This window comes from Vibrio tapetis subsp. quintayensis, from assembly GCF_030409945.1.
GTDB classification, from domain to species: domain Bacteria; phylum Pseudomonadota; class Gammaproteobacteria; order Enterobacterales; family Vibrionaceae; genus Vibrio; species Vibrio quintayensis.
This window is the reverse complement of record NZ_JAUFQV010000032.1, coordinates 16,543-36,605: the sequence shown is the minus strand read 5'-3', so window position 1 is coordinate 36,605 and position 20,063 is coordinate 16,543. Positions and strand designations below refer to the sequence as shown.

Below are 20,063 nucleotides of genomic sequence, written 5' to 3'. Positions count from 1 at the left end.
GGTCGTAGCCACTCGGCTGCGGCCTTTTTTGTGCCTGAGTAAACACAACAGCTACATGCGTTATTGAGGAAGAATTAATGCCAAACTTTGTTCAGTTACACAGTCGTGTCACCAGTTTAGTGGTGCGTTTAACACCGTCTCCAGAAATACTTTACTGGGGGAAATCTATTATGCCTTTGGATGAAGCGGCGTTTGATGCAATGGCAGCTACGATGGACAGAGGCATTGGCCAAGCAAGATTGGATCACGATATTCCAATTAGTTTGTGTCCTGAGTTGGGGCGTGGCTACTTTGGACGTTCGGGCATCGAGGGGCATCGTGTTGGCCAAGATTGGGCACCAATTTTTACTGTTTCAGGTACCGAAAATTTACAGTCATCGATAGAGCTAAAGAATGAAGTAAAGATAAGCTGTCGAGATGAGCATGCTCAGTTAGAGATCATCATATTGCTCTCTCTACACCCAACAACCGGGGTACTTTCTCATTCGATAACGGTGACAAACCTAGCTGAGCAAGCGTATCAACTTAATCAATTATCCATAACCATGCCATTGCCGCACCGCGCGCAAGAGTGCATGGCGTTACACGGGCGTTGGAGCCGAGAGTTTCAACCTCAACGACATACTATTTCTCACGGTGGCTTTCATCAAGAAAATCGCCGTGGCAGAACGTCTCACGAATACTTCCCTGGTTGTTTGATGGGTACTCCTAACTTCACTGATCAACTCGGCGAAGTATGGTCGTTTCATTTAGGCTGGAGCGGCAATCATCATTGGCGCGCCGATGTAAAAAGTGATGGCCGACGTTTGGTTCAGTTTGGGGAGCTGCTCGCCGCAGGGGAAATAGCACTTGGGCAAAATCAAAGCTACACCACGCCTATTTTGTATTGTGCCTACAGCGAATCCGGTATGAACGGCATTCGAGCGGTGAACCATCAATTTGTGCGTGACGAAGTGTTATTGTTTGATAGCAGCAAAGTACGACCAGTGCACCTCAACACATGGGAGGGGATCTACTTTGATCATGACCCTGCGTATATCTGTGAGATGGCGACACAAGCTGCAGCAATTGGCGTAGAGCGATTTATCATCGACGATGGTTGGTTCAAAGGCCGAAACGACGATACTTCTGCGCTTGGTGATTGGGTCTTGGATACCAAAAAATACCCGAATGGGCTAACCCCGGTGATTGATCATGTGATCAACCTCGACATGGAGTTTGGTATCTGGGTTGAACCAGAAATGGTGAACCAAGAGTCAGACTTGTACCGTGCGCATCCAGAATGGTTACTTGCTACGGCCAATTATCCTGTGACCACGGGTCGAAATCAGTTGGTTTTAAACCTACAAAACCCACAATGTTTTGATTACTTGTATGAGCACTTAGATAACCTGCTCAGTAATCACCAAATAAGATACGTGAAGTGGGACATGAACCGAGAAATCGTACAGGCTAGCCATTTAGGCCGAGCGGCGATTCACGGTCAAACTAAAGCGATGTACCGGTTGTTCCAAAAAATCACCACGGCGCACCCATTGGTTGAATTTGAGTCGTGTTCTTCTGGCGGTGCTCGAATCGACTATCAAATTCTGCATCACACCTACCGCTTTTGGACCTCAGACTGTAACGATGCGTTAGAGCGCCAAACTATGCAGCGCTATTTGAGTCTGTTTATGCCGCCAGAAGTGATGGGCGCACATATTGGCCCGAAACAAAGCCACACAACAAGACGCACGCACGACATTCATTGGCGTGGATTAACCGCTCTAACCGGTCATATGGGGGTTGAGCTTGATCCAGTTAAAGAGAGTGAGCACGAAAAACAACAGTTTTCACATTACATACAGCTGCATAAGCGCTTTAGGCATTTACTGCATACAGGTGAGACATTTTATCTAGATAATAACGACCAACGGCGCAATGTGTATGGCGTCCACAACCCACATGAGGCGGTGGTATTGGTCGCACAGTTAGCAATGCCTGATTACGCTTTGCCTGAGTACATTCTTTTTGACTGGCTAGACAGCAAGGCTAACTACCGTATTGAGCTGGTGGATTTCCCTGAGACCAGTTCCGCATTAATGAAAAAACAACCTCAATGGTTGAAAGAGAATGAGCTGGTTGTTAGCGGCGATGTGCTAAAACGCAATGGTTTAAGCCTGCCTGTCCTTGATCCCGAAGCCGCCATGATGCTGCATTTAACTCGAATATAAGGAACAAAAATGATCACTGGACTCGCAAAAGATGGCAAGCCGGCCCGGGTCATCACCTTAACTAATGTAAATGGTGTGACCGCTAGCTTTATGGACATTGGCGCAACTTGGTTGAGTTGTCGGTTGCCCCTAGAAAATAAGCCCAAAGAGGTGCTGATTGGCGTTAGTTCTATGGCAGATTTTTATCGTCAGACTGCTTTTATTGGTACTACGGTAGGGAGGTATGCTAACCGCATAGCAAATGGTCAATTCTCACTTAACGGTGAGGTGATTCAACTTAAGACTAACCAGGCGGGTAATACGTTGCATGGCGGCCCAGACGGGTTTGATCAGCGCCGCTGGCGTGTCGCCCATCAAGTAGATAATGAAGTTGTGTTTGAGTTAGATTCACCGGATGGTGACCAAGGTTTCCCTGGTAATCTAATCGTCTCAACTCGTTATGTTCTGACGGATGAAAACGAAGTACAGATAGAATATGAAGCATCTACTGATGTCCTAACTCTTGTTGGGATGACCAACCATGCGTATTTCAATTTAAGTGACGATGACACTATCTTACAGCATCAAATACAGATTTCGGCTGACCAATACCTACCTATCAATGAGACGGGAATTCCGTTAGGGGATTTGGTCGATGTGGAAACAAGCCATTTCGATTTTAGGAAAATGAGGCCTATTTCCAAGGGTTTTCTTGAGGATGAACAACAACGTTCTGCGAAAGGATACGACCACGCCTTTCTGCTGGATGCGAGCCGAGACAAACTAAAACCTTGCGCGGCAGTGAAATCTCCTGACGGTGCGATTTCCTTGTTTGTTACGACAAGTCAACCTGCCATGCAGTTATATACAGGTAATTGGCTCGGAGGTAATCCAAAGCGAGGAGGTGGCGAATATGATGATTATGCAGGTGTCGCGTTAGAGTCGGAAATGTTGCCTAATTCCCCTAATCACCCGGAATGGCCGCAACCAAGCTGTTTTCTAGAACCAGGGGAAACCTATCGTCACTTCACTCATTATCGATTTGAGTTCTAGCCTAGGGTTAGCCAAGTAAGACTCAGTTCGGCAGATGTCTGAATGAAAAAAATCGGAGCGCTAGGCTCCGATTTCGATTCTGTATCTAATTAAGCTCTAATCACATCGTTAATTAAGTGTTAGACCGGCTTAGGGGGTTGGGCATTTATCTACCGAAACGCGCCTAACCAATGTTGGCGAGAAAATCATAGGCTCTGGTTCTGGAGCGTTTCCTTGGGCCAACGCCAGTGCAAGATGAGCAGCTTTTTCTGCCATCATCTTAATTGGATAACGGACCGTGGTGAGTTTTGGGTGAACGTAACGAGCGATTAGGCCATCATCAAAGCCGATAATCGACATTTGGCTTGGTACCTTAATGCCGTTTTCTTCTAGAATAGACAAGGCACCGGCGGCGATATTGTCGTTATAAGCAACAATGCCGGTTAGAGGCAAGGATTTGGTTAGCAGATTGGTCATTGCCGCTTCGCCTCCCTCACTGTTTGGCTCGCCATATTCAATGTAGCTTGAAGACAAGGAAATATCATTGTCTTTTAATGCGGCTAGGTAACCGGCAATGCGCTCGTCGGCATCTTCAATTTTATGAGAAGAACCAATGCAGGCAATTTGTCGGTGGCCATTACGAATCAGGTATTCTGTTGCCAGATAAGCACCACGGTAGTTATCCAACGAAATACAGCGATGAGCTAGCTCTGGAATGTGGCGGTTGACAAGGACCAGTCCCTTAACTTCATTGGCATAAGCAATAAGCTCTTCATCAGATAACGCTTTAGAGTGAATGATGAGGGCTTCACATCGGCTGTTAATCAGTAATTCAATGGCGCTTCGTTCATCGTTTTCATCGTGGTAGCCATTACCAATCAGAATGTGTTTACCTTGAGAGTGTGCGACTTCATCGACCGATTTAACCATAGTGCCGAAGAAAGGATCAGAGACATCGCTGACCAACACACCGACGGTATTCGTACTTTGGCTTACCAATGCTCGTGCATTTGCATTTGGGCGATAACCCAACATTTTCATGGCACGGCTAACAGATTCGATGGATTTGGCACTTGCTTTGGGAGATTTATTGATCACGCGAGACACAGTGGCAACAGATACCCCAGCTTCACGAGCCACATCTTTGATGGTAGCCATAACGTTCCTTATTCGTATTACTTAAGCTATTAAACTACGTAAATGCAATGATGGCAATCGACGTTACACGAATACATGATGTCTAACCCTAAGTTGTTATATTTTAAGCGTTTAGTTTTGTGTAAAGGTTTACCCATTTATCTTATTCAAAGGCAAAAGAAAAGAGCGGGGAGACCGCTCTTGTAAACTCAGTGACATTAACTCGTTTGGTTAAGGAGTAAATAAATGACTGTTGATCATCAAATGCGCCGCGATACTAACGAAATAGCCGATGGCAATCACCGGAGCCCATTTTAAATGGCCGAAGAAGGTGTATTTACCATGTGCCGCTCCCATTAATGCCACACCTGCCGCTGAACCAATCGACAACAAACTGCCACCCACACCGGCGGTGAGTGTCACGAGTAGCCAGTTACCTAAATCCATTTCGGGTTGCATGGTTAAGACAGCAAACATCACCGGAATGTTATCAACAATGGCGGACAAGATGCCCACGACTGTATTTGCCAGAATTGGGTCCCACTGGGTATACATGATTTCAGAAATGACGCTCAAGTAACCAATAAGACTTAACCCCCCCACACACATAACCACACCGTAGAAAAACAATAATGTGTCCCACTCGGCCCGTGATACCCTTTGGAACACATCAAACGGAACAACCGAGCCCAACCGTTTTAACGCGGCTTCATCGTGGGATGCTTCCGCACGAGCCCGTTTTTTCGCCAAAGATCCTCTTAGTGTTTTGCGTAAAAAGTAGCTGAAGAACTGCAAATAGGCCAGGCCCATCATCATGCCGATCACCGGTGGGAAGTGCAGCACGCCGTGGAAGGCAACTGCGGTCCCTATGGTCAATAGGAATAGTAAGACAATTCGCTTAGCACCACGTTTTAATTCAATGACTTCGCCGGAAGCCGAAGGATGCCCCTTAGGGATAAAGAACGACATGATCAAAGCTGGCACTAAATAGTTAAGGACTGATGGTAAGAACAGGCTTAAAAATTGATTAAAAGTTACTAAGCCTGTTTGCCACACCATTAAGGTTGTGATGTCTCCAAATGGGCTGAATGCACCACCGGCATTCGCTGCTACCACGATATTAATACAGGCTAAATTGATGAAACGGTCGTTGTCGCCGCCCACTTTCATGACAACAGCACACATCAAAAGGGCAGTGGTTAGGTTATCGGCGATAGGGGATATAAAAAATGAAAGTATGCCGGTAATCCAAAACAGTGAACGTAAATCAAACCCTTTATTGACCATCCATGATTGTAGAGCATCAAACAATCTTCTCTCTTCCATGGCGTTGATATAGGTCATCGCAACAAGTAGGAATAGCAACAACTGAGCGTATTCTAATAGGTTATGTTCCAGCGCATGCTTGGCGACTTCTATTTGCCCTGCTTCTTGATAAGCAAAGCCAATGATCATCCAAATTAATCCAGCGGCGAGCAGAACGGGTTTAGACTTTTTAAGCTTGAGATATTCCTCTGCCATAACCAAGGAATAGGCCAAAACAAAAATAATAAGGGCCGAATAACCGACCATTGAAGTTGTAAAATCTAAGGACGACTCCGCAGAAAATGCGGGCCAAGAGAATAGGGCCAAACAGGATGACAATAGGATTAACACAAGTTTCATAATATGACTCAACTCCTTGAGAATATGAAAAGAATTTAGCAGGCGAATAGCATCATTACAGGTAAGATTGTTATGAATGGTTAAATTTTATTTAAAAAATTGATAAATAAACGTGAGCTGTTGCATGTCTCGGTTTGTTTTCTTAAGCGAGGGGAGTTTTTGCGAAGTAGAGAGCAAATAAAAAACCTCTGCATATTGCTATGCAGAGGTTTGTATTTAAATTGTGTTGCTAGTTTTGATTACTCTGATGCAGCTTCTGCTTGACCTGAGCCAGTCTTGGCTGCGTTAACAAGTAGAATACCAACACACAGAACCATTGAACCACACAACAAGAACAGTAGACGTCCTGTTGGTTCATTTGGAATCAATGCCATAGCAAGGATACCGAAACCAGCAGTACTGATCAGTTTACCAAGCATAGAACGTTGTTTTGTATCAAGGTTCTGTTGCTCTTCGCCTTCAGCGACAATTGGTGTGTTCCAATTAGTAAACAGTTGGTCGACTTCTTTTTCACGCTCTGGCGTTAAGCCTTTGTATAAGCGAGATGTCATGATGAAGTAGCCACCGGTGAACACAACGTGTGCTGCCAAGCTTAGACCAACTTTCAAGTCGCTCCACTCACGTCCTGTTAATGCCGTTTCCATACCAAATAGGTTTTCGATGTCTTCTGCTTGTAGCGAGATGCCGAAGATGTAAGAAACGAAACCACCTACAATCAGAGTTGACCAACCCGCCCAATCTGGAGTCTTACGAATCCACATACCAAGTAGTACAGGAATTAGCATTGGGAAACCGATTAGAGCACCAACATTCATTACAATGTCGAACAAGCTTAGGTGACGTAATGAGTTAATGAATAAGCCGATAGCGATGATGATGAGACCCATAGCAATCGTTGTAATTTTACTTACAATAACCAATTCACGTTGTGTTGCTTCTTTACGTAGAATCGGGCTGTAGAAGTTCATTACGAAGATACCAGCGTTACGGTTCAAACCAGAGTCCATTGAAGACATGGTTGCCGCGAACATTGCTGACATCAGTAGGCCAACCATACCTGCTGGCATTACGTTTTGAACGAATGCAAGGTATGCAGCATCACCCGCTTTATCACCCATTGAAGCGTACTCCAATGCGAAATCTGGCATGAATGCACTTACGTACCAAGGCGGTAGGAACCAAATAAGTGGGCCAACAACCATAAGGATACATGCAAGGCCAGCGGCTTTACGTGCGTTTTCACTGTCTTTTGCACAAAGGTAACGGTATGCGTTGATGCTGTTGTTCATAACACCAAACTGCTTAACGAAGATGAATACTACCCAAAGGATAAAGATACTCATGTAGTTAAGGTTGTTACCTAGCATGAAGTCGCCATCAAAGTTCGCTACGATGTTGGTCAGACCACCACCGTGGAAGTATGCAGCAACTGCACAAGTAATTGTTACCGCCATGATAACCAGCATTTGCATGAAGTCAGATGCAACAACAGCCCAAGAGCCACCCGTTACCGCCATCAATACAAGTACCATACCCGTCACCACAATGGTGGCTTCCATAGGGATGTTAAATACTGCTGCAACGAAAATCGCTAGACCGTTCAACCAAATACCCGCAGATATTAAGCTGTCTGGCATGCCCGCCCACGTAAAGAACTGTTCAGATGTTTTACCAAAACGCTGACGAATGGCTTCGATCGCTGTTACCACACGTAGTTGGCGGAACTTCGGAGCGAAATACATATAGTTCATGAAATAGCCAAATGCGTTGGCTAGGAATAGGATGACAATAACGAAACCGTCATTGAATGCGCGTCCTGCGGCTCCCGTAAACGTCCATGCTGAAAATTGTGTCATGAAAGCGGTAGCACCTACCATCCACCACAACATTTTGCCTCCCCCACGGAAGTAGTCACTGGTTGACGTTGTAAATTTTCTAAACATCCATCCAATTGCTACTAAAAAGAAGAAGTAGGCAAGAACAACTAGCGTATCTATGGTCATGTTTCAGCCTTAAAGGTCAGTATTAACTGTGGTTAATATAGCGCGTTGTTGAGGTAATTTGTACTACAATATACCCAGCGCGTGATCACGATCTCATGAAATAAATAGTTACATATATCCGCTGAGCCCATGAACGGTAAGGCTTTGTGAGAGTCGTGGAAATATCATGAATTTAGCCCAAATTTTGCATTTATATTGTCATACAATTTACATTTACCTGACAAAGGGGCATTAAATCGAGCGTTGATGTATTCTTCATCACTAAACTAGTCGTAAAGCTCGAGATAATCAACACGACTTATTTTGTGGGTTTAATTATCAAAACCCAATTGATACGGATTGACGGACGTTACAGGACAGTTAATCTTGGCGGAAGGCGAAATCTGAGCGTTCAGATGAAGCAGTCGATGGAGAGGAAAAAAAAGCGGGCCAAGGCCCGCTAAAGTTAATACGACAGAAAATTGGAACTAATTATTATAAGAATTTGGTTATTTTACTGTTGCTACTGCATCAGCAACTAACTGGCCTAGTTCTTCCCACTTACCTTCGTCGATAAGTTTGGTTGGAACCATCCAAGTACCACCGCAAGCAAGTACTGCTGGGATGTTTAAGTAATCATCGATGTTTTTAACGCTAACGCCACCAGTTGGCATGAACTGTACTGGATAAACGGCTGTTAGTGCTTTAAGCATGCCAACGCCGCCAGATGGCTCAGCTGGGAAGAACTTAAGTGTTTTTAGGCCCATCTCCATTGCTTGCTCAACAAGGCTAGGGTTGTTAACACCAGGTACGATAGGGATATTTTTGTCTAGGCAGTATTGGACTGTGCGAGGGTTAAAACCCGGGCTTACAATGAAATCAACACCAGCTTCAATTGATGCATCAACTTGAGCGTTAGTCAAAACGGTACCAGAACCGATTAGCATTTCTGGGAATTCTTTACGCATTAAACGGATAGCTTCAATTGCACACTCAGTACGTAGAGTGATTTCAGCACAAGGCATGCCATTTTCAACCAATGTACGGCCTAGTGGAATTGCGTCTTCTGCTTTATTGATTGCAATTACAGGGATTACTTTAAGAGCTGCAAGTTGTTGTTCTAAAGTTGCCATATTCGTATTCTCTTTAATCAAAAAATTATAAGTCTAGGGTTGGCATTGCATCGGCAGGAATGATCGCGCCTTGGTGTTGAATTACAGCGCCTGCAACGATGTGACCTGCAGCAGCTGATTGAATTGGAGTACCGCCACATAGGCGTTTAGCTAAGTAACCAGCGCTGAATGAATCACCCGCAGCGGTTGTATCAACAACATTGCTTACTAGAGTTGGTGGCACGTATTCGCCTTTACCGTCTTCAATAACCAGACAGTCTTTGCTGCCGCGCTTGATTACAATCTCTTTAACGCCAGCCTCTGTTGTACGCTCGATGCATTGCTCGATGTACAGGTCTCCGTAAAGCTCTTGCTCATCGTCAAACGTCAATAGTGCGGTGTCAGTGAAGCCTAGCATTTTAGTGTAGGTTTCGATTGCGTCACGACGACAGTCCCAAAGTTTTGGACGGTAGTTGTTATCAAAAATAACCTTGCCACCGCGCTCACGGTACTGCTCTAGGAAGTTAAATAAAACTTCTTTACCGTTTTTAGTCAGAATAGCAAGTGAAATACCACTTAGGTATAGCGCGTCAAATTCGAATAGTTTTTCGATCAAAGCCGGAGTTTCTGGTTGATCGAATACGAATTTAGCGGCGGCATCGTTACGCCAGTAGAAGAAGCTACGCTCGCCAGTTTCATCAGTCTCGATGTAATACAGGCCAGGTTGCTTGCCGTCGACTTTGCCAACTAAGCTAGTGTCAACGCCAGCTTCTTGCCAGCTAGCAAGCATGTCTTGGCTAAAAGGGTCGTTGCCAAGAGCCGTTACATAGGAGGTCGCAAGATTTTGGTCTTGAGTTAGGCGAGAAAGATAAAGTGCAGTGTTAAGCGTATCGCCGCCAAAGGTACGTTTAATTAGGTCGCCTTTCTTTTGCAATTCGACCATACATTCGCCGAGTACGGCAATCTTAAAGGTTGTCATATGTCTGTCTCACCTTAACTTAAAATATTTATTAGCCTAAAAAATCTTCACGAGAGGGTGAAAACATATCCAGTAAAACGCTGTCTTGTTCAAGAGCACGTGCGCCATGCTGCATGTGTTTTTTCGCGATGTAAGCATCACCAGCGTTTAGGATTTTGGTTTCACCATCAATTTGGGCTTCGAAACTGCCTCGTACGACATAACCTATCTGATCATGAATCTCATGAGCATGAGGCGGGCTAATAGCGCCTTTGTCGAAGCTGATATGTACTGCCATTAAATCGTCGGTGTATCCAACAATTTTACGTTTGACACCATCCGAGATCATTTCCCAAGGCTGGTCATCCGCGTTGAAAAAGTTGTCAGTTAACATGGTGGTGCCCTTAATCATTAGCAGTCTCTTTGATGGTTGTAATCATATAACGCCAGTCTTATTTGTAATACAATATCATTGGTAATATGTGACCTGAGTCAAAAGTATTATTTCATAATTCAAATAAAACAATAGCTTAGGTGATTAATGTTCTTGGTGATACCCAACTAAATGCAGCATTTATAAGCTTATTTGTGTGACTTTCCTCATTCTTTTATCAAGTCTGAGTGGTCAGATAAGACTTATTGTATTACTTTATGTGGCAGATGAGCAATACAGCGAATACTTTGAGGGTTATGATGAATATGACGACACAACCGATTTTGTTTACAGAAGACGAAATTGTGGAACTACGTAAGGAAGTAGGACGCCCGTCTTTGATGGGTCAATCTATTGCTGCACATAAAAAAGACGTGGATGCATTTATGGCGATGGCTATTGATGTTCCTGGTCACGGTGAAGCGGGCGGTTACGAGCACAACCGTCACAAGCAAAACTACACTTACATGAACCTAGCGGGTCGCTTGTTCGTTATCACCAAAGAAGAAAAATACGCTAAATTCGTCGCAGAATTGCTGAACATTTACGCCGATAAGTACCTCACGTTTGGTTTCCATGTTCAGAAAAACACCAACCCGACAGGTCGTTTGTTCCATCAAATTCTAAATGAACATGTGTGGTTAATGTATTCAAGCCTAGCATACTCATGCGTTGCGTCTTATCTGTCTGAAACGGAACGCCAGCATATAGTTTCTCGTTTGTTTAACCCAATGCTAGACATGTTTACTGAAAAGTACGCGCACGATTTCGACCGTATTCATAACCACGGCATTTGGGCTGTTGCGGCTGTTGGTATCTGTGGTTTGGCGATTGGTAAACGTGAATATCTAGAAATGTCTGTTTATGGTATCGAGAAAAACGATACCGGCGGTTTCCTGGCGCAAATTTCGCAACTGTTTTCTACGTCGGGCTACTACATCGAAGGGCCGTACTATCACCGTTATGCGATCCGTCCTACTTGTGTATTTGCTGAAGTATTGCACCGTCATATGCCTGAATTGGATATCTTTAAATACAAAGGTGGCGTGATTGGTAACACGGTACAGGCGATGCTATCAACCGCATACCCTAATGGTGAATTCCCAGCACTAAACGATGCATCTCATACTATGGGCATCACCGACATGGGCGTACAAGTGGCGATTAGCCAATACGCTAAACACTACGAGTTAGATCAAAACCTATTAGGTATGGCGAAAATTCAAGGTGCCGTTTGGATGCATGCGTGTGGTCTAGAACTATCACGAGCGCTTGAAGCGGCAGACAACGTGGGCCTACCTTTTTGGCCAAGTGTTGAGCTAAGTGAAGGGCCGAATGGCGATTGCGGTGCTCAAGGTTTTGTTCGTATGCAAGACAGCAAAAAAGATGTCTTCCAGTTGTCGATGAACTACGGTCAGCACGGTATGGGCCATGGTCACTTTGATACTTTGGGTATTACTTACTTTAACCGAGGTCAAGAGGTACTGCGTGAATACGGTTTTGGCCGCTGGGTTAACGTTGAGCCGAAGTTCGGTGGTCGTTACCTTGATGAAAACAAATCATACGCCCGTCAAACCATCGCTCATAACTGTGTGACCATTGACCAAACGTGCCAAAACTACTTTGACGTAGAGCGCGCAGATGCCGTTCATGGTAAGCCGCACTTCTTTAAAGTCGCGGGCGAGCGAATTCATGGTATGAGTGCTTTTGCTAACGAACATTTTGATGATGTGGGTATGCAGCGTAGTGTGTTCATGATTCAGTTTGATGAACTTGAAGCGCCACTACTGCTTGATTTGTTCCGTCTATCAAGTGACGCAGAACATGAGTACGACTACTCTCATCAGTTCCAAGGTCAACTGATTCGCACCGACTTCGACTACACCGCTCACAAAGAGCTGAATACGGTAGGCGATGACTACGGTTATCAGCACCTATGGGAAGTGGCTCGTGGCGAATGCGGTGAAAGTGCGCTTGTGAGCTGGCTGCAAAACAATACCTATTACACTTGGTTAGGCACAAGCTCAAACGCGTCTAATGAAGTTATCTTTACCCAAACTGGCGCAAATGACCCTAGCTTTAACCTGCGCTCAGAACCAAGCTTTATCATGCGCAGCAAAGGCGAAGATACTTTGTTTGCTTCCGTGCTAGAAACACACGGTTACTTTAATGAAGAGTTTGAGCAATCGGTTAGTGCTCGTGGTGAAGTGAAGAAAATTCAAGTACTTGGTCACAACCAACAAGGCAGTGTCGTGGCAATTGAAACCGGAAGTGCGCGTCACTTAGTTATGGTAAGTAATCAAGAAGACGCCAATGAAAATACGGTCAATCAAGTAGAAATTAACGGCAAAATCTATAGCTGGAAAGGCTTCTTCGCTGTAGAAATGGAGACAAAGTAATGAGCTACCAACCACTACTATTAAATTTTGAAGAAGCAGCAGTTCTGCGCCAAGACTTAGGTAAAGACACTCTGCTTGGTAATGCACTTGCACGCGATATCGCTAAAACTGACGCTTATATGGTTGACGTTGGTATTGAAGTACCAGGACACGGCGAAGGTGGCGGTTACGAGCATAACCGTCATAAGCAAAACTACATCCACATGGATCTTGCGGGTCGTCTGTTTCTGATCACTGAAGAAACTAAATACCGTGATTACATTGTAGATATGCTAACAGCATACGCAACGGTGTACCCTACACTAGAAAGCAACGTGAGCCTCGACTCTAATCCTCCGGGTAAGTTGTTCCACCAAACGTTGAATGAAAACATGTGGATGCTTTATGCATCATGTGCTTACAGCTGTATTTATCACACGATTTCTGACGAGCAAAAGCGCCTGATTGAAGACGACTTGCTTAAGCAAATGATCGAAATGTTCGTGGTCACTTACGCTCATGATTTCGATATTGTGCACAACCATGGCCTTTGGGCGGTAGCGGCAGTCGGTATTTGTGGTTATGCAATTAACGATCAAGAGTCAGTAGACAAAGCGCTATACGGCCTGAAAATGGACAAAGTAAGCGGCGGCTTCCTAGCACAGCTAGACCAATTGTTCTCGCCAGACGGCTACTACATGGAAGGGCCTTACTACCACCGCTTCTCATTGCGCCCAATTTACTTGTTCGCAGAAGCCATTGAACGTCGCCAGCCAGAAATCGGCATTTACGAGTTTAACGATTCTGTTATCAAAACGACGTCGTACTCTGTGTTTAAGACAGCCTTCCCAGACGGTACCTTGCCAGCACTTAACGATTCATCTAAGACGATTTCTATCAATGATGAAGGCGTTATCATGGCAACGTCTGTTTGTTACCACCGTTACGAGCAAACAGAAACCTTGCTCGGCATGGCGAACCACCAACAAGATGTGTGGGTTCATTCTTCAGGCCAAACTTTGTCTAATGCGGTTGCAGCAGCAGACGAAATCAAACCATTTAACTGGGGCAGCTTGTTTGTAACGGATGGCCCTAAAGGTGAGAAAGGCGGCGTCAGCATTTTGCGTCATCGTGATGAAAAAGACGACGATACCATGGCATTGATCTGGTTCGGTCAACATGGTTCTGATCATCAATATCACTCAGCGTTGGATCACGGTCATTACGACGGCCTGCACCTAAGTGTATTTAACCGCGGTCAAGAAGTGCTGCACGATTACGGCTTTGGTCGTTGGGTGAACGTTGAACCGAAATTCGGTGGTCGTTACATTCCTGAAAACAAAACGTACTGTAAGCAAACTGTTGCGCACAATACCGTTGTTGTAGATAAGAAAACTCAAAACAACTTCAACACAGCGTTAGCTGAGTCTAAGTTTGGCCAAAAGCACTTCTTTGTTGCCGGCGATCAGTCGCTACAAGGCATGAGCGGTACTATTTCTGATTACTACACTGGCGTAGACATGCAGCGTAGTGTGATTCTGGCTGAGCTGCCTGAATTTGAAAAACCACTGGTCATTGATGTATACCGTATTGAAGCGGATGCTGAACACCAATATGACTTGCCAGTACACCACTCAGGTCAAATCATCCGTACGGACTTTGACTACAACGCTGAAAAAACGTTGAAGCCACTGGGCGAAGATAACGGTTACCAACACCTATGGAACGTTGCATCTGGTTCTGTTGATCAAGGTTCACTTGTGAGTTGGCTACACGGCAACAGCTACTACAGCATGGTAACCAGTGCTGTTGAAGGCAGCGAAGTGATTTTTGCTCGCACAGGTGCTAACGATCCAGATTTCAACCTGAAGAGCGAACCTGCGTTTATCCTGCGTCAAACGGGTCAAAACCACGTGTTTGCGTCGGTACTAGAAACTCATGGCTACTTCAATGAGTCAATTGAAGCATCAGTCGGTGCGCGTGGCCTTGTTAAAGCGGTATCAGTGGTTGGTAACAACGAAGTTGCAACGGTTGTTAAAATCGAGACAACATCAGGCAACACTTACCACTATGCGATTTCTAACTTAACTGAAGATGCCCAAAACGCGACTCATACCGTTGAATTTGGCGGCGAGACGTTCACTTGGGAAGGCTCTTTCGCTCAGCTATAAGTTTGAATCAGCTGAACGCTGAATCGTCAAATTGAACCTGAATAAACGGGCGCTTTCTTAGGAATGCGCCCTTTTTTTACTGACCTGGAGTATTATGGAAGTATTAGATGTGTCCATTATCGGAGCCTACTTTGGCTTCATTGTGCTGGCGGCAATCGTGTTCAAGCGTTTTTCTAAAAACTCTTCAGGCTACATTCGTGGTGGCGGTGCCATGATGTGGTGGATGGCGGGAGCTACGGCATTTATGACTCAGTTTTCTGCCTGGACATTCACTGGAGCGGCAGCAAAAGCGTATGAAGATGGCCTAACGGTGTTGTTTCTATTTTGGGGCAATGCGTTAGGGTTTTTTGTTGCGGCGGCCTATTTCGCGGAGCGTTATCGCAAGTTACGCGTTGAAACCGCAATGGAAGTTATTCGGATTCGATTTGGCAAGGTATCGGAACAAACCTACACCTGGCTTAGCTTTCCTCTGGGTATTTTAGGCGCCGCAATTTGGCTAAACGGGTTAGCGATTTTCGTTGCGGCGGTACTCAATGTGGATCTTTATGTCACGATCCTTGCCGTGGGGGTATTAGTTACTTTTATTGCGGTGAGTGGTGGCGCATGGACAGTTTCGGCGACGAATGTGATTCAACTAATTTTATTGGTGGCGATCACGATGACGGTTGGTGTGTTTGCATTAGTGCATGTTGGCGGTCCGAGCGAGTTGGTTGCTAAATATCCACACAACGTCTTGATGGGCGAGGGGATCCAATATTGGCAAATATTCTTTGTGTGGATCGTGATTATCATGACCAAACAAACCGTCAATACCAATAATGCGCTGACGTGCTATCGTTTTTTAGTCACAACTAACGAGAAAGAAGCCAAGAAAGCCGCTTGGGTTGCGGGTGTGTTGTTTATTATTGGCCCGGTGATGTGGTTTGTACCGCCCTGGGTTGCCGCGACGATGAACGTTGATCTTCAAGCCATTTATCCTAATCTAGGAGCCAGTGCAAATAACGCGGCGTATCTTTATTACATCGACCAGTATATGCCAACAGGCGTGCTGGGTTTGGTGCTCGCGGCGATGATCGCGGCCACAATTGCACCGATGACCACCGCGTTGAACCGCAATGCAGGCATTTTTGTTCGAAATGTTTATCAGTCTGTTATCAATACTAAGGCAACAGAGCAGCAGCAAATGAGAGTGGGGAAACTCGCCACCGTGATCACTGGTGTACTGTCCGTTGCAGCCGCATTGGTTTTCGCATCAATTGACGAATACAGCTTCTTTGATTTGATGATGTTGTTTGGCGCCCTGTTGCAAATGCCATTGTCTATTCCGTCATTGTTGGCGTTGGTGGTCATCCGCACTCCAGATTGGTCTGGTTGGGCAACCATTGTGGTTGGGTTACTGGTTTCTTCGTTCATGCATTTTGTATTTGATGTTGACTGGCTTCTACCGCTGTTTGGTGCTCAGAACTTTACCCACCGTGAATCTGTTGATTTGGCAGTTGTGTCGGCCCTGTCTGCGCAGTTCGTCATTACCGGTGGTTTCTTCATATTGTCCAGCCTGTTTTATCAAGACCCGGTAGGGAAACGAAGCCAAGAGCTTAATCAAATGATGAAGAACTTGGACACCAATATAGACAAGGACGAGGAAGCGAAAGTAGACCGAAGACAAGGAGCGTACCTGGGTAGAATAACTCAGGTACTAGGAGCATTGATTTTGAGTATTGGTTTCTTTTTTGATCAAACCTCAGATAAGGCAACGTTCTTTGTGATCGGTGGATTGATTTTGCTTGCTGGCAGCCACTTGTATCGAAGCCGAAAACCGGCAATGCCTGAAGTGCAACCAGAGTAAATGCTAATTAGGGGAATGGCGGGTCTATATTGCCACTCCCCTTACAGTGCACTCGCTAGGCTTTTTCGAGCGGCTTAAGTGAAGACATAGCGAGCCAACTAAGAGTGAATACTATGACGATTTACGGCTAAAGCTTACGGCGTATAGGCATGGAATAACCAGTAATACGACAGGCAGTGAAAACAACAAGCCATAACCGAGCGTTAAGGACATTGGGCCCATGTAAACATCGGTTCCACCGATCCCGTAAGACAGCGGTAGCAAGCCAACTACTGTGGTAATCGATGTCAATAATATCGGCCTTAAACGGCTGGTGGATGCTTGCACCACGGCCTCTAACATCGCGAGCCCATCTTGACGTAGTTCGTTGATTCGGTTGATTAGCACTAACGAGTTATTAACGACCACCCCTGTCATCCCCAACACACCAATCAGCGCAAACAAAGATAAAGGCTGCATGTGTACAAATAGCGCCATCAACGCAGCAACCACCGCAAACGGAATAACCGCCATGATCATCAAAGGTTGCAGCAATGATCCAAACATAATCGCGAGGACAAAGTAAATGCCAACCATGGCGGCAGGAAATGCGACGAGGAACCCAGACATAGTTTCATCTGTATTTTCAGCCTCACCACCAATTTCTAACCGAACAGAATTGCCGACTTTACTTGCCAGCGCTTCGGTCAGTTGGCTGCTTAGTAAGCCCGGGCTCAGATTTTCATCGACAATTTGTGCACTGACTAAAACCTGACGATCCCCGCCATAATGTAATATCTCTCGGGGGGCTTGCACTTCTTGTACTTTCGCAAGACGGCTGAGTGGTACTTGCGCCCCGCTCGGCGTCGATATTTTTGTGGTTTGCAATTTCTCTAGGCTGCGATGTTGTTCGTTTAGTAGCACTCTCAGGCTGACTTCTTGATCGCCAATCCATGTTGATGTGACGTTTTCACCATCAAAGGCAATACGAAGTGTGACCGCTAAATCTTGAACAGTGAGATTGTAGCGAGCCAACCATTCGTATTGAGGTAAAATCTGCAACTGTGGATCGGTAAGCGCCTCGTTGTGTTTGACTTTATTTAAACTTGGCTGTTGTTCCATCCAACCCATCACCATGTCCAGAGCTTGGTTTCTTTCAGCGTGATTGTTGCTGATCACACGGATTTCAACGGGCTCTCCTGGAGGCGGTCCGCCAGCATCAACCGTGAATTTCACGAATTGAATCGCACCGTTACTGCTCAGTTGTGCATTGAGTGCATCCGCAATAGTATTGGCCGTGCGCTCTCTTTTTTCAAAGTTGGTTAAGGTAACAAGCCCACGACTGGCAGGGTTTCCATATGCCATCTGAAAGGCAGCCAGTTCGCTGTCTTCCAGTGCGGAGATAGCTTGTTCTAATTCTTGGTGGGCAGCTTGAACGCTTTCTAGCGGAGTGCCGGGCGCAACTTCTGTGTAAACCTCAATGTATTTTGCCGATTCACTTGGAAATAAATCCAACGTGATGGTGCTTAACAGCGTGGCGCTACCAAATAAGGCTAGAATAGAAAACGCGAGTACACTTTTCTTCCAGTTAAGGCAAAGCGTCAATAATGCTTGATAGCGACGAGTAATTGACTGGAAACGATCTTTTTTGTCCGTTTTCAGAGGTTCTTTTTCTAGCGATTTAGCGAGGTGCGCCGGTAGCGTAAATGTACATTCGGCTAATGAAAACAGCAGCGCTGCAATCACAGTAATCGGAATCACAATCACGGCTTTGCCCATGGAGCCAGGGATAAAAAACATCGGGATGAAGACTAAGGCCGTTGTAGTTAGGCTGGCGATGATTGGTGTTATGACCTGTTGTACGCCCGACGTGGCGGCGTCTAACGCATTTTTCCCTTTTTCTTTTTCTTGGTAGATGCTCTCGGCAACAATGACCGAGTCATCTACTATTATGCCTATTACCAATAAAAGCGCTGCTAGTGTGATGCTGTCTAGGTTCATTCCCATCATAGGCAACACGGCCATTACCCCAAGCACACAAAATGGAATCGAGACCGATACCCAAAAAGCGACCTGGCGTTTTAATACCATGCTAAGAACGATTAATACCAATATCAGACCCACGCCGCCATTGGTTGTTACGATGGAAAATTTGTCACTCATATCATCAGCAAGATTCAGTGATACCGGGAATGCAAACTTGCTATTTAAACGGGTTTCTTCCTTTTCTAAGAGGGCTTTGATTCGATCAATGGTTGCGATGATGTCGGCATTCGCGCTTTTTATAACGGAAAAGACAATGCCATTTTGCCCGTTTACCATGCCCAATTTAGTGGCTTTTTCAAAGGTATCCGAAACCGTTGCAACGTCGCCAATTCGAATGATTTCACCGGTAGGGAGTACATCAACAATCGTTTGCTCTAGCTCTTGGACTGATTGTATTTGAGTGAGTGTGACGATGCGTTGCTCGCTATTCCACGATTCCACAACACCACCGGATAAGGATAAATTGCGAGTGTTGATGGCCGAGGTAATATCTGAAAAAGTCAGTTGATAACGGGAAACTTTACTCGGGTCGACTTCAATCCAGTATTCGCGTTCTGTAAAGCCGGTCATGCTGATGTTACCTACTCCGGCAACATCACGCAGCCTTTTTTCAAGCTCTCTCGCGTAGTTTTGCAGTGCACTATTTTTATTGGCAATTTCAGCTTTCGTTAATTTAACTTCGCTTACGGGAGTTACAACGCCAAAGGTCATGACCTCAAAAGAAGAGGTGCTTTTTTGTGCGACTAGAGGAGGATCGCTGATGTCTTTTGGTAGGCCTTTTACTCGATCGACCGCTTGCTGAATATCTGCCAAGACCTTCGCTGTATCGTAGCTTTCGTTAAGTTCTAGGCTTATGGAAGAGCGACCGTCAGCGGATGTGGAATTGTACTTTTTAATGCCCTCGACGGACTTAAGTTCTTTTTCAATTTTGTTGGTAATATTAAGCTCAATATCTTGAGCTGATGCCCCCGGGTATTGGGTGGTAATGTCGACTTCAGCGAACGCCACGTCGGGTAATTCTTGCATTTTCAACGTGCTCATTGCCCCAAAGCCAATCAGCAAGACCATTAAGGTTATAATACGCGCTAAAAAGCTACGCTGCGCAAAGTAGGCCAATAGTGATTTCATGGTA

Annotated in this window: 12 protein-coding genes; 5 read left to right on the top strand and 7 right to left on the bottom strand. The window is 45.3% G+C overall.

The window, feature by feature from the left end; all coding sequences use genetic code 11:
- The first annotated feature begins 77 nt into the window (after positions 1-77).
- Entirely contained in the window at positions 78-2,213 is a 2,136-nt protein-coding gene (locus QWZ04_RS15815; RefSeq protein WP_290329218.1) for an alpha-galactosidase, read from the top strand.
- 9 nt (positions 2,214-2,222) lie between these two features.
- The gene (gene galM, locus QWZ04_RS15810; RefSeq protein WP_290329217.1) at positions 2,223-3,245 is read left to right on the top strand and encodes a galactose-1-epimerase; all 1,023 of its coding nucleotides are present in this window, start codon (positions 2,223-2,225) and stop codon (positions 3,243-3,245) included.
- A gap of 129 nt (positions 3,246-3,374) precedes the next feature.
- On the opposite strand, the gene QWZ04_RS15805 is transcribed toward galM, so the two are convergent.
- The 6 genes from QWZ04_RS15805 to QWZ04_RS15780 all read right to left on the bottom strand — a co-directional run bounded on the left by QWZ04_RS15805 (position 3,375) and on the right by QWZ04_RS15780 (position 10,472).
- A complete protein-coding gene (locus QWZ04_RS15805; RefSeq protein ID WP_290329216.1) occupies positions 3,375-4,382 on the bottom strand; it encodes a substrate-binding domain-containing protein in 1,008 nt (335 codons plus the stop codon).
- A gap of 210 nt (positions 4,383-4,592) precedes the next feature.
- Complete coding sequence (gene nhaD / locus QWZ04_RS15800; protein ID WP_290329215.1) at positions 4,593-6,026, bottom strand: sodium:proton antiporter NhaD; 1,434 nt, start codon at positions 6,024-6,026, stop codon at positions 4,593-4,595.
- Positions 6,027-6,265: 239 nt separating this feature from the next.
- Positions 6,266-8,029 carry a sodium:solute symporter family protein gene (locus QWZ04_RS15795; RefSeq protein WP_290329214.1) on the bottom strand — a complete coding sequence of 588 codons (1,764 nt, stop codon included), beginning with the start codon at positions 8,027-8,029 and terminating at the stop codon, positions 6,266-6,268.
- 488 nt (positions 8,030-8,517) lie between these two features.
- The gene (locus QWZ04_RS15790) at positions 8,518-9,141 is read right to left on the bottom strand and encodes a bifunctional 4-hydroxy-2-oxoglutarate aldolase/2-dehydro-3-deoxy-phosphogluconate aldolase (RefSeq protein WP_290329213.1); all 624 of its coding nucleotides are present in this window, start codon (positions 9,139-9,141) and stop codon (positions 8,518-8,520) included.
- A 25-nt stretch (positions 9,142-9,166) separates the two neighbouring features.
- A complete protein-coding gene (gene kdgK, locus QWZ04_RS15785; RefSeq protein WP_290329211.1) occupies positions 9,167-10,099 on the bottom strand; it encodes a 2-dehydro-3-deoxygluconokinase in 933 nt (310 codons plus the stop codon).
- 31 nt (positions 10,100-10,130) lie between these two features.
- Positions 10,131-10,472, bottom strand: coding sequence for a cupin domain-containing protein (locus QWZ04_RS15780; RefSeq protein ID WP_290329483.1), 342 nt, complete (start codon positions 10,470-10,472; stop codon positions 10,131-10,133).
- Between the two features lie 305 nt (positions 10,473-10,777).
- Here QWZ04_RS15780 and QWZ04_RS15775 point away from each other — a divergent pair, with 305 nt between their 5' ends.
- The 3 genes from QWZ04_RS15775 to QWZ04_RS15765 all read left to right on the top strand — a co-directional run bounded on the left by QWZ04_RS15775 (position 10,778) and on the right by QWZ04_RS15765 (position 16,906).
- Entirely contained in the window at positions 10,778-12,910 is a 2,133-nt protein-coding gene (locus QWZ04_RS15775) for a heparinase II/III domain-containing protein (protein WP_290329210.1), read from the top strand.
- Positions 12,910-15,060 (top strand): heparinase II/III domain-containing protein, encoded by a 2,151-nt coding sequence (locus QWZ04_RS15770; RefSeq protein ID WP_290329209.1) that lies wholly within the window; start codon positions 12,910-12,912, stop codon positions 15,058-15,060. Before QWZ04_RS15775 ends, QWZ04_RS15770 begins: the two co-directional genes overlap by 1 nt.
- A gap of 94 nt (positions 15,061-15,154) precedes the next feature.
- Positions 15,155-16,906, top strand: coding sequence for a sodium:solute symporter family transporter (locus tag QWZ04_RS15765; protein WP_290329208.1), 1,752 nt, complete (start codon positions 15,155-15,157; stop codon positions 16,904-16,906).
- A 111-nt stretch (positions 16,907-17,017) separates the two neighbouring features.
- Here the strand turns inward: QWZ04_RS15765 and QWZ04_RS15760 are convergent, their stop codons facing one another.
- Complete coding sequence (locus tag QWZ04_RS15760; protein WP_290329207.1) at positions 17,018-20,059, bottom strand: efflux RND transporter permease subunit; 3,042 nt, start codon at positions 20,057-20,059, stop codon at positions 17,018-17,020.
- Positions 20,060-20,063 lie beyond the last annotated feature (4 nt).

Bases quoted from the DNA above. Each gene is read 5' to 3' on its own strand.
- nhaD (WP_290329215.1), bottom strand. From the start codon at position 6,026: ATGAAACTTGTGTTAATCCTATTGTCATCCTGTTTGGCCCTATTCTCT.
- QWZ04_RS15790 (WP_290329213.1), bottom strand. From the start codon at position 9,141: ATGGCAACTTTAGAACAACAACTTGCAGCTCTTAAAGTAATCCCTGTA.
- QWZ04_RS15780 (WP_290329483.1), bottom strand. From the start codon at position 10,472: ATGTTAACTGACAACTTTTTCAACGCGGATGACCAGCCTTGGGAAATG.
- QWZ04_RS15760 (WP_290329207.1), bottom strand. From the start codon at position 20,059: ATGAAATCACTATTGGCCTACTTTGCGCAGCGTAGCTTTTTAGCGCGT.
- QWZ04_RS15775 (WP_290329210.1), top strand. From the start codon at position 10,778: ATGACGACACAACCGATTTTGTTTACAGAAGACGAAATTGTGGAACTA.
- QWZ04_RS15795 (WP_290329214.1), bottom strand. From the start codon at position 8,029: ATGACCATAGATACGCTAGTTGTTCTTGCCTACTTCTTCTTTTTAGTA.
- QWZ04_RS15805 (WP_290329216.1), bottom strand. From the start codon at position 4,382: ATGGCTACCATCAAAGATGTGGCTCGTGAAGCTGGGGTATCTGTTGCC.
- galM (WP_290329217.1), top strand. From the start codon at position 2,223: ATGATCACTGGACTCGCAAAAGATGGCAAGCCGGCCCGGGTCATCACC.
- QWZ04_RS15770 (WP_290329209.1), top strand. From the start codon at position 12,910: ATGAGCTACCAACCACTACTATTAAATTTTGAAGAAGCAGCAGTTCTG.
- QWZ04_RS15815 (WP_290329218.1), top strand. From the start codon at position 78: ATGCCAAACTTTGTTCAGTTACACAGTCGTGTCACCAGTTTAGTGGTG.
- kdgK (WP_290329211.1), bottom strand. From the start codon at position 10,099: ATGACAACCTTTAAGATTGCCGTACTCGGCGAATGTATGGTCGAATTG.
- QWZ04_RS15765 (WP_290329208.1), top strand. From the start codon at position 15,155: ATGGAAGTATTAGATGTGTCCATTATCGGAGCCTACTTTGGCTTCATT.